At 74.7% G+C, this 15,601-nt stretch carries 11 protein-coding genes and 1 pseudogene; 2 read left to right on the forward strand and 10 right to left on the reverse strand.

Annotated elements, in window-relative coordinates; all coding sequences use genetic code 11:
* Window positions 1-199, reverse strand: a pseudogene (locus tag IE172_RS00005) (ABC transporter permease); the annotation flags it as partial.
* A 134-nt stretch (window positions 200-333) separates the two neighbouring features.
* Between IE172_RS00005 and IE172_RS00010 the strand changes: the two are divergent.
* The gene (locus IE172_RS00010) at window positions 334-978 is read left to right on the forward strand and encodes a TetR/AcrR family transcriptional regulator (RefSeq protein ID WP_190094940.1); all 645 of its coding nucleotides are present in this window, start codon (window positions 334-336) and stop codon (window positions 976-978) included.
* Window positions 979-1,032: 54 nt separating this feature from the next.
* Here IE172_RS00010 and IE172_RS00015 read toward each other — a convergent pair whose 3' ends face one another.
* The 3 genes from IE172_RS00015 to IE172_RS00025 form a co-directional block, all read right to left on the reverse strand.
* Window positions 1,033-1,962, reverse strand: coding sequence for an ADP-ribosylglycohydrolase family protein (locus tag IE172_RS00015; protein WP_190094941.1), 930 nt, complete (start codon window positions 1,960-1,962; stop codon window positions 1,033-1,035).
* A gap of 42 nt (window positions 1,963-2,004) precedes the next feature.
* Complete coding sequence (locus IE172_RS00020; RefSeq protein WP_190094942.1) at window positions 2,005-3,630, reverse strand: glycosyltransferase family 2 protein; 1,626 nt, start codon at window positions 3,628-3,630, stop codon at window positions 2,005-2,007.
* Window positions 3,631-3,702: 72 nt separating this feature from the next.
* Complete coding sequence (locus tag IE172_RS00025; protein ID WP_190094943.1) at window positions 3,703-4,197, reverse strand: MarR family winged helix-turn-helix transcriptional regulator; 495 nt, start codon at window positions 4,195-4,197, stop codon at window positions 3,703-3,705.
* 126 nt (window positions 4,198-4,323) lie between these two features.
* Here IE172_RS00025 and IE172_RS00030 point away from each other — a divergent pair, with 126 nt between their 5' ends.
* Window positions 4,324-4,737, forward strand: a complete 414-nt coding sequence (locus IE172_RS00030) for an organic hydroperoxide resistance protein (RefSeq protein ID WP_190094944.1) — start codon at window positions 4,324-4,326, stop codon at window positions 4,735-4,737.
* A gap of 51 nt (window positions 4,738-4,788) precedes the next feature.
* Here the strand turns inward: IE172_RS00030 and IE172_RS00035 are convergent, their stop codons facing one another.
* The 6 genes from IE172_RS00035 to IE172_RS00060 all read right to left on the reverse strand — a co-directional run bounded on the left by IE172_RS00035 (window position 4,789) and on the right by IE172_RS00060 (window position 15,580).
* A complete protein-coding gene (locus IE172_RS00035; RefSeq protein ID WP_190094945.1) occupies window positions 4,789-6,348 on the reverse strand; it encodes a hypothetical protein in 1,560 nt (519 codons plus the stop codon).
* A gap of 98 nt (window positions 6,349-6,446) precedes the next feature.
* On the reverse strand, window positions 6,447-7,712 hold the full coding sequence (locus IE172_RS00040; RefSeq protein ID WP_190094946.1) for a hypothetical protein: 1,266 nt from the start codon (window positions 7,710-7,712) through the stop codon (window positions 6,447-6,449).
* A complete protein-coding gene (locus tag IE172_RS00045; RefSeq protein WP_190094947.1) occupies window positions 7,709-9,922 on the reverse strand; it encodes a bifunctional glycosyltransferase/CDP-glycerol:glycerophosphate glycerophosphotransferase in 2,214 nt (737 codons plus the stop codon). The genes IE172_RS00040 and IE172_RS00045 overlap by 4 nt, the downstream gene beginning before the upstream one ends.
* 1 nt (window position 9,923) lies before the next feature.
* A complete protein-coding gene (locus tag IE172_RS00050; protein WP_190094948.1) occupies window positions 9,924-12,128 on the reverse strand; it encodes a bifunctional glycosyltransferase/CDP-glycerol:glycerophosphate glycerophosphotransferase in 2,205 nt (734 codons plus the stop codon).
* 152 nt (window positions 12,129-12,280) lie between these two features.
* Entirely contained in the window at window positions 12,281-14,542 is a 2,262-nt protein-coding gene (locus IE172_RS00055) for a bifunctional glycosyltransferase/CDP-glycerol:glycerophosphate glycerophosphotransferase (protein WP_190094949.1), read from the reverse strand.
* A gap of 147 nt (window positions 14,543-14,689) precedes the next feature.
* A complete protein-coding gene (locus tag IE172_RS00060) occupies window positions 14,690-15,580 on the reverse strand; it encodes a carbohydrate ABC transporter permease (protein WP_190094950.1) in 891 nt (296 codons plus the stop codon).
* Window positions 15,581-15,601 lie beyond the last annotated feature (21 nt).

Raw genomic sequence — 15,601 nt, forward strand, 5'->3', positions numbered from 1 at the left:
TGTACTGGGCCGTGAGCTTGGCCTGGGAGAAGGCGAGGATGAAGTGCCGCCGGCCCCAGAGCTGACGGACGTACTCGGCGAGGGACGGCCGGGCGCCGCTGACGGTGAGGCCGTGCCGGGCGGCGAGGGCCGCGAGGTCGTCCTCGCCCGGTACCGGGCGGGCTGCTGCGGGAGGCGGTGTGTGGAGGGCCTGACTCACGTCCGCTGCTTTCGCTAGGGGAAGGGGAGGGCAACGGGGTTCGACGTCGGGACGGGACCGTATCGTCGTCACCGGAGAGTAGGTCGAATACACGTCGGAACGCAACCGTTTCGTCGTGACGGACGCGGCTGCCTATGCTGGTCCGCATGACGACGAACGCAGACGAGCCGCAGCCGCGTCCGCGTCCGCGCCGCCGGGCCCCCGCCGGGGCCGCCGTGCTGCGGGAGGACGTCACGGAGGCCATCCGGGCGGCCGTCTTCGAGGAGCTCGCCTCCGCCGGCTACGCGCGGATGTCGATCGAGGGCATCGCGCGCCGCGCGGGCGTCGGCAAGACCGCGGTGTACCGCCGCTGGCGCTCCAAACTGCACCTGGTCCTCGACCTGGTCTCCGCGATCGCCGTCCAGGGACTCCCCGCACCGGACACCGGCTCCCTCGAGGGCGACCTGCGCCTGCTGTACGAGGTCACCTCCCGCGCCCTGCGCCACCCCGTCGCCTCCCAGATCCTCCCCGACCTCCAGGCGGAGGCCGCCCGCAACCCCGACATCGCCGAGGCCCTCCGCAAGGCCCTGCGCGAGGGGCAGGACGGGGTCGCCAAGGGCATCGTCACGGCGGCGGAGACCCGTGGCGAACTCCGCCCCGGCATCGACCACGCCCTGGCCCTGGACCTCATCTCCGGCCCCCTGTACTGGCGCTCGGTCGTGATCCGCAGCCCCAAGCTCCCCAAGGGCTACCTGGAGTCCCTGACCCGGGCCACGGCGGCGGCGCTGAAGGCCCTCTGAACCGGAGCCGAACCGGCGCGGTGCCGCACCGTGGCCCGCCGGGCGCGGGCCGGTTCAGCGGCACAGGCGCCGGGTGAGAGCGGTCAGGTCGGCCGTGGACAGGACCCGTCCGGCGAAGCCCGGCAGCGGGACGTGCAGGGGCCGCGTCCAGCGGGCGGGTATCGCGTCGATGCCGTGCACCGCTCCCGCCAGGCCGCCCGTGACGGCCGCCACCGTGTCCGTGTCGCCGCCGAGATCGATCGCCGCGCGTACGGCGTCCTCGTAACCGTTCGTCGTGCGCAGCGCCCACACCGCCGAGCCGAGGCAGGGCCACACCGCGCCGTTGAACTCGGTGGCCAGGTCCGGGTGCCAGTCGGGTGCGAGGACGGTGGCGTACCGGTCGCGGTGTTCGGGGTGCACGGCGCCGAGCGTGCCGGCCACGGCGGCGAGCGGGTCCTCACCGGCCAGGGCCACGCGCACCAGTTCGTGGAAGACGGCCGTGCCCTCCCACGCCGCCCGGTCGCCGTGGGTCAGCGCGGCCAGCCGGCGGGCGGCGTCCATGGTGGCGTCACGGCCGAGCGGCGCGAAGTACACGGCGGAGGGCGCGGCCCGCATCAGCGCGCCGTTGCCCGCCGCGCGCTGATGCGTCCGGAAGTGCAGCGCGGCGGCCAGGTCCCAGGGGTCGCCGCCGCTCAGCACCGCCTCCGTCTGGAGGCCGATGTCCTTCGGTTCCGCGGCGGCCCACCGCCGGAAGCGGTGGAAGACGTCGGGGAGTTCCAGGCCGCCGCACTCCACCAGCGACTCGGCGACGAGTACCGCCATCTGCGTGTCGTCGGTCGCCTCCCCCGGGTCCCAGCCGCCGCCCCCGCACATCTCCCCGCCGTGCCCCGCCGCCGGGAAACGGGCGGAGAAGGCGCCTTCGGGGCCGAACTCGAAGGGCGCGCCCAGGGCGTCGCCGACGGCGGAACCGACGACGGCACCCAGCGCGCGCTGGAGGAAGGTCATCCGGGCAGGCTAACCGGCATGGCAGGGCGACCGCACCGGTCCTCAGGGCAGCAGGCGGCGCAGCCGGGCGCGGAGTATCGGGGCGAGGCCGCGGGCGCCGGCCGCCACGCGGAGGGCGAGGGAGCCGGAGTGGGTGGCGTAGGGGTGGACGAGGACGATGCCGTGGCGGGCGCTCGGCAGGGCGAGGCGGCGCAGCAGGCCGGGGCCGGCGAGGGCGTGGGCCGTGACCGGGCGGGTGGAGCCGTCCCGGAAGCGCAGCCGCAGCCGCAGGTCCCAGGCGCCGGAGGCGAGGTCCGCCAGCCGGTCCGGGCGCAGCGGGGTCTCCGCCGTCCAGGTGCCCGCGGACGACGCCCGCCACGGGACCGTGCGGCGCACGGCCACCCCGTCCCGGTCCCGGTGGCGCCACTCCAGCTCCACCTCCGTCGGGCCCGCCTGTGCCGTCCTGCCGTACAGCTCGTGCAGGCGCAGCCGCAGGCGGCCCGCGCGGGGGCGCAGTTCCGCGTCGACGGCGAGGGGGAGCCGGTGCGCGGGGCGGGTCAGCAAGGGCTCCAGGGTGATCCCCGGCAGGGCGGACGACCAGCAGGGCGTGCCGTCCGGCGCGCGGGCGTAGGGCGGGCGGAGCCGGGCCGGCCGGGCCGCCAGCTCCCGCAGCCGGGGCAGGTCGCGCGGCTCCGGGCCGGCCAGCACGACCCGCGCGATCAGCCGGCCCGGGGCGACCGGGTCGAGGGTCCAGTCGGCGGCGTCGTAGTCCGCGAGGAACGCCCGCGTGTGCGTCCACCACTCCCGCCGGTAGGCGGCGTCCCGCAGGGGCAGTTCGCGGGCGTACATGCGCAGCTCGTGGTCGAGGAACTTGGCCCGGACCCGGCGTGCCAGCAGTTTCTCCCCGGCGTCCAGCAGGACGGCGTGGGCGGTGCGGCAGGCGTGGGTGCGGGAGCGCCAGTTGTCGATGCCGGCGCGGGCCAGCGAGATCGACAGCTGCCGGGCGGAGCGGCGGACGTGCCAGACGTACACCCGGTCCGGGACCAGCGCGACGCGCGGGGCGGCGGCCCACACCCGCGCCGTGAAGACGATGTCCTCGTAGGGGAAGCGGCCCTCGGGGAAGCGGATGCCGTGGGCGCGCAGGAAGGCCGTGGCGTAGAGCTTGTTGACGCAGAGCGTGTCGTACGTCAGGCGCGGGCGCCGGGCGGGGTGGGCGAGGACGGCGGGGGCGGCGTACAGGCCGGGCTCCCACGGCACCTCACGGCCCGACGGCAGCTCCCGGCGTACGCACAGGCCGCCGGCGACCTCGGCGTCCGCCCCGGTGGCGGCGGTGAGCAGCGCGTCGACCGCGCCGGGCGGCAGGACGTCGTCGCTGTCCAGGAACATCACGTACGGCGCGGTCACCGCGTCGAGCCCGGTGTTGCGCGGGGTGCCGCAGCCGCCGCTGTTGACGGGGAGGCGGATCACCCGCAGCCGGGGCTCGCCGGCGGCCAGCCGGTCCAGCAGGCCGGCGCTGCCGTCCGTGGAGCAGTCGTCGACGGCGACGACCTCCCGCACGGCGGGGCCCTGCCCGAGCGCCGAGCGCACGGCGTCGGTCACGTGGAGGGCGTCGTCGTAGCCGATCACGACGACGGCGACGGCGGCGGTGACAGCGGTCGGGGAGTGCGGGGGGTGCTGTGGGGGGTGCATGACGTCCTCGGGCGCGGTACGGGCTGGTTCATACCCTTTGCCCGCCCGGGTGCGTCTCCTACCCGCCGCGTGTCACGCCCCGCTCGCCGCCGCCCTGTCCAGCGCGGTGGTCAGTTCGTGCAGGCGGGCGCTGAGGGAGCGCACCTCGTCGCCCTCGAAGCCGGTCGCGGCGAGGATGCGCCGCGGCACCTCCCGGGCCCGTTCGCGCAGCGCGGTGCCCTCCTCGGTGGGCCGGACCTCCACCGACCGCTCGTCGCGCGCGCTGCGCTCCCGGCTCACCAGTCCGGCCGTCTCCAGGCGCTTGAGCAGCGGGGAGAGCGTGCCGGAGTCCAGGCGCAGGTGTTCGCCGAGCTTCTTCACGGGCAGCGTCCCGTGCTCCCACAGCACCAGCATGACCAGGTACTGCGGGTAGGTGAGCCCGAGATCCTTCAGCACCACCCGGTAGACGCCGTTGAAGGCGCGGGAGGCGGCGTGCAGGCCGAAGCAGATCTGCTGGTCGAGGCGGAGCCAGTCGTCCGCGGCGCCCGGCAGCGGGGGCGTCGCGGGTGGGTTCGGAGTGGCGGTCATGGCTCCAGGGTAGCTCTCGCGGGCTATTTGGTTGCGCGCAATTTAATTGCGTGCTCTACTGGTGTGCGTCAGGCGGCCGGAACCCTTGCGGCTCCGGCCCGGCCACCACTCGAGAGGGGTCTCCCCATGGACGCGCTCTACACCGCCGTCGCCACCGCCACCCACGGCCGCGAGGGCCGCGCCGTCACCTCCGACGGGAAGCTGGACCTCGGTCTGAGCGCCCCCGTGGAGCTGGGCGGCAGCGGTCAGGGCACCAACCCCGAGCAGCTGTTCGCCGCCGGTTACGCGGCCTGCTTCGGCAGCGCCCTCGGCGTGGTCGGCCGGGCGGCGAAGGTCGACGTCAGCGACGCCGCGGTGACCGCCGAGGTCGTCCTCGGCAAGCAGGGCGAGGGCTTCGCGCTCGCGGTGACGCTCCGGGTCGAGCTGCCCGAGGGCATCGAGGAGGAGACCGGCCGCAAGCTGGTCGAGCAGGCCCACCAGGTCTGCCCCTACTCCAACGCCACCCGCGGCAACATCCCCGTCGACCTCGTCATCGAGTAGCCCCGCCGCCGGCTCCGCCCACGACGTCCTCCCCGCGCGGAGCCGCGCCGCTCACCCGCCGACCCGTGCCAGCACCTCCCCGGTCCGCCGGCTCCACGTCACCACCACCGCCTCCTCGGGCACCGGCTGCCAGGGCGTCAGCAGCAGCCAGCGCGCGTCGTACCGGCGGACGACCGCGGCCCGCTCGGCGCGGGTCGAAGCGGGGTCCAGGTAGGCCCGCACGTCCTCCGCCCGCCGCAGCCGCTCCCGTTCGTCCAGCGCCGGGTCCGGCCAGGCGGGCGCCGCGAGGTTCGGCCCGTACCCGGCGAGCGCGTGGACGGCGTGATAGCCGTCGGCGATCACCACCTCGCCCCGGCCGACATAGCGCGCGGCCCAGTCGTACGACGGCCAGTCGGGCGGCTGCTCGAAGCCCACCGGGTCCGCCGCGCGCGGCACCACCGCCCCGGCCTGCACGGTCAGGAACCCGGCGCAGGCCCCCGCGGCCGCCACCCCGCCGAGCAGCCGCCGCCACACCGGCCACGGCCGGGGCGCCGCCAGCTCCACCGCGAGCGCGAACTGGAGCGGCACCAGCGTGAGCCCCAGGATCCTGCCGTACGTGTAGTGCCCGCTGACCCAGCCGTACGCCACCACCAGGCAGTCCAGGACGAACATCAGCACCAGCGGATCGCGCCACGAGGTGCGCCGCGCCCGCAGCCACAGCACCGGCAGCCCCAGCAGCGCCAGCCCGAACTGACCGGCGAGGTCCAGGTACAGCCGCCGGTGCATCGCGTCCACACTGCCGTTCCCGGCCAGCGCGAAGACGTCGAAGTACGGCCAGCACGCCGCCACCGACAGCGCCACCGACCCCGTCAGCGCCCAGCGCCCGGCGACCGCCGCCGTCCACCCCCGCTGCCCTCCGGCGACCAGCGCCACCGCCCCCAGCGCCGCCGCGACCGCCGTGATCGGGTGCACCAGCAGGATCAGCCCGTACAGCGCGCCCAGCGCCGCGTACCCCGGCAGCGGACGCAGCCCGCCCGGTCCCACGTACCGCACGGCCGCCGCGTCCCGGGCCCGCGCCCCCGTCAGCGCCCAGGCCCAGAAGGCGAGCCCGATCGCGAACGCCGACGGGTAGGAGAGATTGCCCGTCATCGACATCAGGTTCAGGTAGCCGCTCCACCAGGCCCGCTCCAGCCCCCACAGCAGCGTCATCGCGGCCAGCGCCAGCACCGGCGCCCACGGGCGCGGCGACAGCACCCGCACGAACCGCCCGATCCCGGTGAGCAGCACCAGCAGGTTCAGCGGCCCGGTGAGCTTCAGCACCTCCCAGCCGCCCAGACCGGTCAGCCGGGCGAGGACCCCCTGCGCCAGGGCGAACGGCGAGTAGTACGGGCTGCCCGCGCCCGGCAGGTCCGCCATCGGATGCCGGGGGCGCAGCAGATCGTCCTTGAGGCGTTCGACGACCGCCGCGTGCTGGCCGGCGTCGCAGCACAGCGGCACCCTCCAGTACGCCAGTGACATCACGAGCCAGAACAGGAAGCCGAAGAGCTGGTACGGGGTGGGGCGCCAGGCCCCGCCGCCGCGCAGCGCCGTGGCACCGCTCACGGACCGCCGTACGAGGACTCCGGCGCTCATCGGGTGACGCGGAAAGAGGACATGCGGAACATCTGCCGTATGTTCCCCCAGGCGTCACACGCTTGACCTCTTGTCACCTTTTCGAGTGACCGCGGGGGTCAGTGCACGGGTTCCAGCGGGGCCCCTTGCGCCGGCACCACGAGCCGCCGCACCGCCGGCTCCAGCAGCAGCGGCACACCCAGCACCGGCAGCAGCCAGGCCAGCGTGATCAGCCGGTCGCCCCAGATGGCGATGTCCGGGTGCCCGGCCTGGTTGAGAATCCCCGTGCAGGCCGCGGCGACCAGGAACGCACCGAACGCCGGCCGCCGCCGCGCGCCCAGCACGCCCGCCGCCAGGGCGGCCACGAACAGCGGCTCCCACAGCTGCCGGCGCAGCCACTCCATCCAGAAGTTCCCCTGGAGCTGGAAGAACTCCGCCCAGGGACGCTCCCGGTCGGGGTGGGCGAAGTGATCGGTCAGCAGGTCCTGCACGCTCTCCGACACCGACGGATAGTGCAGCAGCCGGGCCAGCACCACCGTGCCCAGCATCCCCGCGCACCCCACCGCGGCGAGCGCCGGCACCCCCCGCCCCGCGGGCAGACCCTTCCGGCGGCGCCGTACCGCGACCGCCGCGCCCGCGGCCGCCAGGCACAGCCCGAGGAACAGCGCCTGCGAGTGCTTCACGGTGAACAGCGCGGCCAGCGAGGCGCACACCAGCACCGTGCCCGCCCGCGTCGCGCGCCCCCGGAGCACCAGCGCGCAGCCCCACAGCGCGGCCAGGGTGAGGGCCAGCAGCAGCCCCTCCGTCATCGGGCGCATCGCCGTCGTCCCGCACGGCAGGACATGGAAGAGCACCTGCCCGGTGAGCGCGAGCGGCACCGGCACCGACAGGGTGCGCAGCACCAGGAAGGCCAGCACCCCGCCCGCGCAGGTGATCACCACGCCCGCCGCCCACAGACCCCAGGTCGCCCCGAACAGGCTGACGAACGGCAGCAGGAACAGCGGGTAGCCGGGACGCACCTCGAAGATCCGCATGAACCGCTCGGACATGAACGGCACGGTGTGCCCGCCTGTCTGCCCGGCCGCCAGCCCGGCCTCGACCGCCCGCCACTCCTGTTCCCGGCACTCCCGCAGGACCCGCGGGGCGGGGTCCGGGGCGTGGAAGCGCACCACGTCCACGTTCTGGTCGCGGTGGGCGATCGCCGCCCGGCCCGCGCAGTAGTGGTCGATGGTGACGGCCGCCGCCTCCCGCTTGCCGGCGCCGCCCAGACTCAGCGCGTAGGAGAGGTAGTTCTTGCTGTCGGGGGTGTCCCGGCCGGAGACGTTCGCCAGTTGCAGCACCGCGAAGACCGCGGCCAGGACCAGCACCCAGGTGCGCGGCCTCACGACGTGGTCAGCCGGCCGCGGTCGGCCTGGGCGGGCAGCCGGGCGGGACCCGGCGGGTGCTCCGGCATCGGCTCGCCCAGCATCAGCGTGCGCACCACCCGCTCGGCGGCCCGGCCGTCGTCGAACTCGCAGTACCGCTCCCGGAACGCCGACCGCAGCCGGTCCGCCTCGCCGTCCCGCCACGTCCCGGAGTCGAACAGCCACGCCAGTTCCCGGTAGGAGCGCGCCACATGGCCGGGCGCCTCGGCGGTGATGTCGACGTAGGCGCCCCGGCTCGCCCGGAAGGCGTCCCAGTCGTCGGCGTGCAGCACGATCGGCCGGTCCAGGTTGGCGTAGTCGAACATCAGCGCCGAGTAGTCGGTGACCAGGACGTCGGCGGCGAGCAGCACCTCCTGCACCTCCGGCTCGTCCGTGGCGTCCACCAGCACGCCCCGCCGGTGCAGTTCGGCCAGGCCCAGCCCGCGCGCGGGCCCGTCGGCGAGCGAGGGGTGCAGCCGCACCACGAGGGTGCGGCCCTCGCCCAGGTCGGCGGCGAACCGGGCCAGGTCGATCCGTTCCACCAGGCCGTCCCTGCGGTAGTCGCGGCGGGTCGGCGCGTACAGCACCACCGTGTCGCCCTCCGGGATGCCGAGCCGGGCGCGGACCGCACGGCCGCTGTCCGGGCCGGCGCCGACCAGGACGTCGTTGCGGGGGCTGCCCGAGCGCAGGGAGGTGAAGTGACAGGGGAAGGCCCGCTCCCACACCAGCTCGGAGTGCCGGTTGGCGACCAGGCTGTGGTCCCAGCGGTCGGCGCGGCGCAGCATCTGCGGTACGTCGAAGCCGTGCCGGGCGCCGGGCTTGCCGAGCAGATCGGCGCCCATGAACTTCAGCGGGGTGCCCTGATGGGTGTGGACGTGCACGCTCCCCGGGCGTTTGACCAGCGCGCCCGACCAGTTGACGTTGTTGACGAAGTACGTGGCCCGCTCGACCGCCCTGCGGTAGCCGGGGGAGTCGAGGAGCACGTACTCGGTGTCCGGCGGCAGCCCGGCCGCCCTTTCCTCGTCGGCGACCACCCACACCCCCCTGATGTGCGGGGCGAGTTCGCGCGCCGCGCGGTGGATCGCGGCCGGGTCGCCCAGCACGCCCCGGTGGGAGAACGCCGAGTACACGGCGAGGTCAGGGTCCAGCGGGCGGCGCAGCGCCGCCCGGGTCCGCACGGCCCGCGCCGCCGCCGCGGTACGGGCCTGCCGGGCCCGCCGGCCCAGCTCCCGGCCGGCTCGCCCGGCCTGCCGCCGCAGCACGTAACCGGCGTAACTCCCCTGAAGGACCCGCAGTTCGGCCGGGACCCGGGCGCCCTCCGGCCGGTGCGCGTGGAACATCTCGGCCGTGCGGCGGAAGAACTCGCCCCGGTCGGACGGCGGCAGCCGGTCCGGCTTGGAGAGGATGTCGAGACAGTGCTCGCCCATCTTGCCGTGCAGGAACGGCCGCCAGTGCGCGAGCGCCGGGCGGGCGTCGACGAAGCGGAACACCCGCGCGTACTGCTCGTGGACGTCGAAGTGCTTGCGGCTGGTGGTGGACAGGATGCTGCCCTGGCGGCGCTGCCGGTAGTACAGGCAGATCCGGTCCAGGGTGGCGATGCGCTCCGCGCTGAGCAGCACCGGGAACGTCCAGGGCGTGTCCTCGTAGTAGCCGGACGGGAAGGTGAAGCCCTCCCGTTCGACGAAGTCGCGCCGGTAGGCCTTGTTCCACACCACCATCAGCAGGTCGAGGATCTCCGGACGCCCGGCGGCGGTGAAGGTGTCCCCGGCGTTGTCCGCCAGGATGTGGGCCAGCACGTTGCGGCGGGTGCCGCCCCACCAGTAGGTGCGGGCGTAGTCGAAGACCAGCACGTCCGGGTCGCCGGTCTCGTCGAGCCGGTCGGCCAGGGCCCGCAGCGCGCCCGGGGTGAGGGTGTCGTCGCTGTCCAGGAAGAGCAGGTAGTCACCGCTCGCGTGCGGCATGCCCGCGTTGCGGGCCCGGCCGAGGCCCACGTTCTCCGGCAGGTGCAGCACCCGGACCCGCTCGTCACGGGCCGCGTACGCGTCGAGGATCGCGCCGCAGCCGTCGGGGGAGCGGTCGTCGACGGCGATCACCTCGATGTCGCGGTACGACTGCCCGAGCACCGAGTCGAGACAGGCGTGCAGGTAGCCCTGCACCTTGTGGACGGGGACGACGACGCTGAAGCGGGGCACGTCAGCTCCTCACCGGGGTGGCGGCGGCCGCGGGGGCGGGGACGCGCTCCGCGAGCGGGATCACGGGCGGCAGCGCCTCGGGCGGCTCACCGAGCAGCACCCGGCGGACCACCCGTTCGGCGGCCCGCCCGTCGTCGAAGGCGCAGAAACGCTCCCGGAACCGGGCCCGCAGCGCCGCCGACTCCGCTCCCGCGTACGAGCCGTCGCGGAACACGCGGGCCAGCTCGTCCGGGGTGCGGGCGACCGGCCCCGGCGGCCCGTCCATCAGGTCGAAACAGACGCCCCGGGTCTCCCGGTAGACGTCCCAGTCGTCGGCATACACGACGATCGGCCGGTCCAGGACGGCGTAGTCGAACATGATCGACGAGTAGTCGGTGATCAGCGCGTCGGCGGCCAGGCACACGTCCTCGGAGGAGCGGTGCGCGGTGACGTCGACGACCCGGCCGCCGTACCCGCGCCCGCCCCGGTCGTAGAAGTAGTGGGCGCGCAGCAGCACCACGACGTCCTCCCCGGCCGCCGCGCAGAACGCCTCCAGGTCGAGGCCGGGCTCGAAGCCGGTGTGGTGGTCGCGGTGGGTCGGCGCGTACAGCACGGCCCTCGCGCCCTCGGGGACGCCCAGCTCCGCGCGGATCCGGGCCACGTCGTCGGCCGTGGCGGTCAGGTACACGTCGTTGCGCGGATAGCCGTACTCCAGCTGCTCGTAGGTGCCGGGGAAGGCCCGCTCCCACACCCGGGTGGAGTGGGGGTTGGAGGAGAGGTTGTAGTCCCAGCGGTCCACCCGGCCCAGCAGCTTGCCGAAGCTGCCGGTCGTCGCGGCCACCACCGGGTACGTGGACTGGTCGACGCCCATGGTCTTCAGGGGGGTGCCGTGCTGCGTCTGGAGGTGCACGCTGCCGGGGCGTTTGACGACGCCCTCCGCGAAGTTGGCGTTGTTGACCAGGTACTTCGCGCGGGCCAGCACCTCCCAGTAGCGGTGGCTGCCGATGACCGCGTACTCGACGCCCTCCGGCACGGTGTGCGCCTGGTCGGCCTCCACCAGGAACACCGAGCGGATGTGCGGGGCGAGTTCCCGCGCCTTCGCGTGGATCGCGGCCGGGTTGCAGGTGTAGCCGCGGCCCCAGTACGCGCAGTACACGGCGAGGTTCGCGTCCAGCGGGCGGCGCAGCTGCGCCCGGTACCACAGCCGGGTGCGCAGACCCCGGGGGCGCGGCACCGCCGCCACCGCCCGGGACACCCCGCGGCGGGCGGCGCGCAGGGCGGCGAACGCCGGGTACGAGCCGGCCGCCAGCAGCCGGTGCTGCACCCCCGGGCTGCCGCCGGGGGGCCGGTAACCGGCGGGGTGGTGCCGGCGGTACAGGGCGCTCGCCCGGCGGAAGAAGGCACGGCGGCCCGTCGTGAGCCGCCGGGGGTGGGCGGCCGTCTTCAGCACGGTGGCGAACAGCTGCTCGAACAGCGGTCCCGTACGGGCCGGGGGCACCTCCAGGTCGGCCGCGCGGGAGAGCACCAGCTCGACCTGGTCGAGCAGATCGGCGTGGTGCCCGCCGGGCAGGTTCAGCCGGCTGCCCTGACGGCGCGCCTGATGCCGTACGACCACCGCGCGGAGCACCGCCACACGCTCGGCGCCCAGCATCGCCAGTCCGGCCCAGCCGACGTCCGTGAAGTGCCCCCGGGGAAAGGCCAGGCACTGCTCGGCGGCGAAGGCGCGACGCCAGGCCGCGCTCCACGCCGGGAGGCGCACGCCGGTGTGGTGCGGGGCGCGCTCGGGCGCGAAGGCGCCGTCCGGGGTGTTCGCCAGCAGCGGCGCGGCCGGGTTGGTGGTCTCGCCCTCCCACCAGGGCACCCGCTCGTGTTCAAAGTGCAGCACGTCCACCTGCCCGGTCTCCGCCAGACGTGCGTCCAGGGCCCCCAGCGCGCCCGGGACCAGCACGTCGTCACCGTCGAGGAACAGCAGGTACGTCCCGGTCGCCGCCCGCATCCCCGCGTTGCGCGCCCCCGCCAAACCCTCCGACGGGGGCGCGTGCACGGGCGCCACCCGGGAGTCCCGCTCGGCGTGCCGGGCGGCCACCTCGGCCGCCGGGGAGTCGGGGGCGTCACAGACCGGGATCAGCTCGAAGTCACCGAAGGACTGGGCGAGGACGGAGTCCAGCGCCTGACCCAGCCGACCTGCGACCCCGTGGGACGGGACGATGATGCTGAAGCGGGGCATGCTGCTCTTTCCGTAGGGGATGGCGTGGCGCCGGCCGTCTCAGCGTGCGGGGCGCCGGCCGGGACGCCCCGCCGGCCGCCGGGTGGGCGGCCGGGCCGGGGTGGGCCGCGACGAGCCGAGGGACATGGGAACTCCCGAGGGGGGAACGACGGTCAGCCGCCGTCGGTGACGGTCAGCAGTCCGGCGGGCCGCCGCGCTGCCGGTGCCGGGAGCGACGGCACGTCGATCGCGGCGGCCGCCGGGGGCGCCGGGAGGCGCTCGTCCAGCGGCACGACCGGGGGCAGCGCGGTCTCCCCGAGCAGCACCCGGCGCACGACCCGTTCGGCGGCCCGTCCGTCGTCGTGCGGGCAGAAACGGTCACGGAACGTCGCGCGCAGCCGCGCGGAGCGGGCTCCGCACCAGTGCCCGGAGGCGAAGATGTCGATCAGCTCGTCCTCACCGCCCGCGACCGCGCCCGGCGGGAAGCACCGCGGATCGAAGTAGAGGCCGCGGGCCGCCTCGTACGCCTCCCAGTCGTCGGCGTGCAGGACGACCGGCCGGTTCAGGACCGCGTAGTCGCACATCAGCGGGGAGAAGTCGGTGACCAGGACGTCGGAGGCCAGGCACAGCGAGGCCACGTCCGGGTGCCCGCTCACGTCCAGCACCCGGTCGGAGGCGGCCTCGGCCGGCCCGTCGTGGGGGTGGTGGGCGCGGGCCAGGACGACGAACCGCGGGCCGAGCCGGCGCACCACGCGCTCCAGGTCGAGCAGCCGGGGCTGGGTGCGCAGGTAGTCGCGGCGGGCCGGCGCGTAGAGGATCGCCACCGAACCCCTCGGGATGCCCAGTGACTCCCGCAGCGCGGCGACGTCCGCGCCGGTCGCCGTGTGGAAGCGGTCGGCGCGCGGCCTGCCGTACTCCAGGGTGGTGTAGCCGCCGGGGTGGACGCGTTCCCAGGTCAGGGTGGAGTGGCGGTCGGCGGAGACGACGTAGTCCCACTGGTCGACCTCGCGCAGCAGCCGTGCGAAGTCGGTGCCCCGGGCCACCGCCGGACGCTCCTGGAGGTCCAGGCCCACGTGCCCGACGGGGGTGCCGGTCTGCACCCGCACCAGGATCTGGCCCGCGCGCTTGACCAGACCGGGCTCCGTGTCCGTGTCGGTGATCAGGTACGCGGACCGGGCGAGCGCGGTCCAGTGGGCGGCCGTGCCGGGGACGAGACGGCGGGTGCCCGGGGCGAGGGTGTGGTGGTGCTCGGGCCCGGCCGCCCAGGCGGTGCGGATGTGCGGGGCGAGTTCGCGCACCGCGGACTCCAGGGCGGCCGGGTCGCCACCGCGGCCGGCGCGGGCGGTGAACAGGGCGTGGTCGGCGCGCAGCGGGAGCATCCGCTGGCAGCGGTAGTGGGCGCGCAGGGCGGCGTGACGCAGGGCGCCGGGCAGCCGGCCGGCGCGCCGGGCGGCCCCGCGGTACAGGGCCGCCGCCAGTCTCAGGGTCCGGTAGGTGCGGTGCAGGCCCAACCGGACCAGCGTGTGGTGGACGCGGGCGCGCGCGGGGACGGGCGCGCCGGGGGCGCGGTGGCGCCGGTAGTGGGACCGGGCCCGGCGCAGGAACGCCGCCCGCGAACCGCGCGGCAGCCGGTCCCGCCGTGTGTACACCGTCACCAGGTGGTCGACCATGCGGCGGAACAGCACCGGGCGCCAGCGCTCCAGTTCGGGCCGCGCGTCGAGGAACGCGAAGACGCGGTCGTACTGGTCGAAGACGTCGAAGTGCCGGTCACTGGTGGTGCGCAGGATGCAGCCGGCCCGCCGCTGCCGGTAGTGCACGCACACCCGGTCGAGCGTGGCGATCGACTCCGCCGTCATCAGCGCCGGGTACGTCCACGGCGTGTCCTCGTAGTAGCCGGGCGGGAAGACGAGCCCCGCGCGGCGCACGAACTCCCGCCGGTAGGCCTTGTTCCAGGCCACCATCAGCAGGTTCAGCAGCCCCGGCCGGTCGGTCAGCCGGAACGGCGCCGGCCCGCGTTCGGTGAGCTCGGCGGCGACCCGGTTGCGCACCGCCTCGCCCGACCAGTACGTCCGCGCGTAGTCGTAGACCAGGACGTCCGGGTCGCCGGTCTCCTTCAGCCGGTCGGCGAGGGCGAGCAGCGCGTCCGGGGTGAGGGTGTCGTCGCCGTCGAGGAACAGCAGGTAGTCGCCGGTCGCCCGCTCGATCCCGGCGTTGCGGGCCCGCCCGAGCCCGGTGTTCTCCGGCAGGTGCACCACCCGTACACGAGGGTCACGGGCCGCGAACTCGTCGATCACCGCGCCGCAGGCGTCCGGCGAGCAGTCGTCGACGGCGATCAGTTCCAGATCGGGGTACGACTGCGACAGCACCGACTCCAGGCACTCGTGCAGATACGCCTGGACCTGGTACGCGGGGACAATGACACTGAACCTGGGCAAGGGGCATCCAACGGTCGGTGCGGGCGTTCTGCCCGGCAACGGCCGCTGGGCCGACTTGGTTACGCCCCCTGGGGCATCCGGGGGACGCCCGTCACACGAAGGGGCGGACCTTGCCGGTCCACCCCTTCAACTGTTGCTTCACATCTGCTACTTGACCGCTCCCGCCATCACACCGGACACGAACTGCCGCTGGAACGCGAAGAACACCACCAGCGGGATCACCATCGAGATGAACGCGCCCGGCGCCAGCACGTCGATGTTGTTGCCGAACTGCCGTACCTGCGTCTGCAGGGCGACCGTGATCGGCTGGCTTCCCGAGTCGGTGAAGATCAGCGCGACCAGCATGTCGTTCCACACCCACAGGAACTGGAAGATGCCGAGCGCGGCGACGGCGGGACCGGCGAGCGGCATCACGACCCGGACGAACAGACGCAGCTCACCCGCGCCGTCCAGCCGGGCCGCCTCCAGCAGCTCCCTCGGGATCTCCGCGAAGAAGTTCCGCAGCAGGAACACCGCGAACGGCAGCCCGAAACCGACGTGGAAGAGGATCACACCGGTCAGCGAGCCGAAGATGCCCAGGGAGCCGAAGAGTTCGGCGATCGGAATCAGCGCCACCTGCACCGGCACCACCAGCAGCCCCACGACCGCCAGGAACCACCAGTCGCGGCCCGGGAACTCCATCCAGGCGAAGGCGTAGCCCGCGAGCGAGCCGATCACCACGACCAGCACGGTCGCCGGGACGGTGATGTACACCGTGTTCAGCAGCGAGCCGGTGATGTCGTCGTTCCCCAGCAGCGTCTCGTAAGCGCCGAAGGTCAACTCCGACGGCTCGGTGAACACCGTCCACCAGCCGTCGGCGGCCATGTCCCGCGGGGTGCGCAGGCTGGCCAGCAGCAGCCCGACCGTCGGCACCAGCCAGAACAGGCCGACGACGATCAGGAAGACACGGACCAGGCCGCCGCTCACCACCCGGCTCAGCCTGGCGCCGAGCGGCTCCTTGGCGGCGACGGGCGCCGCGCCCGCTTTGGTGGCACTCATCGCCTGACCTCCCGCCGCAGC

The sequence above is a fragment of the Streptomyces griseoflavus genome (assembly GCF_014649995.1).
In the GTDB taxonomy this organism is placed as follows: domain Bacteria; phylum Actinomycetota; class Actinomycetes; order Streptomycetales; family Streptomycetaceae; genus Streptomyces; species Streptomyces griseoflavus.

Bases quoted from the DNA above. Each gene is read 5' to 3' on its own strand.
- IE172_RS00010 (WP_190094940.1), top strand. From the start codon at position 334: ATGCTGGTCCGCATGACGACGAACGCAGACGAGCCGCAGCCGCGTCCG.
- IE172_RS00015 (WP_190094941.1), bottom strand. From the start codon at position 1,962: ATGACCTTCCTCCAGCGCGCGCTGGGTGCCGTCGTCGGTTCCGCCGTC.
- IE172_RS00020 (WP_190094942.1), bottom strand. From the start codon at position 3,630: ATGCACCCCCCACAGCACCCCCCGCACTCCCCGACCGCTGTCACCGCC.
- IE172_RS00025 (WP_190094943.1), bottom strand. From the start codon at position 4,197: ATGACCGCCACTCCGAACCCACCCGCGACGCCCCCGCTGCCGGGCGCC.
- IE172_RS00030 (WP_190094944.1), top strand. From the start codon at position 4,324: ATGGACGCGCTCTACACCGCCGTCGCCACCGCCACCCACGGCCGCGAG.
- IE172_RS00035 (WP_190094945.1), bottom strand. From the start codon at position 6,348: ATGAGCGCCGGAGTCCTCGTACGGCGGTCCGTGAGCGGTGCCACGGCG.
- IE172_RS00050 (WP_190094948.1), bottom strand. From the start codon at position 12,128: ATGCCCCGCTTCAGCATCATCGTCCCGTCCCACGGGGTCGCAGGTCGG.
- IE172_RS00060 (WP_190094950.1), bottom strand. From the start codon at position 15,580: ATGAGTGCCACCAAAGCGGGCGCGGCGCCCGTCGCCGCCAAGGAGCCG.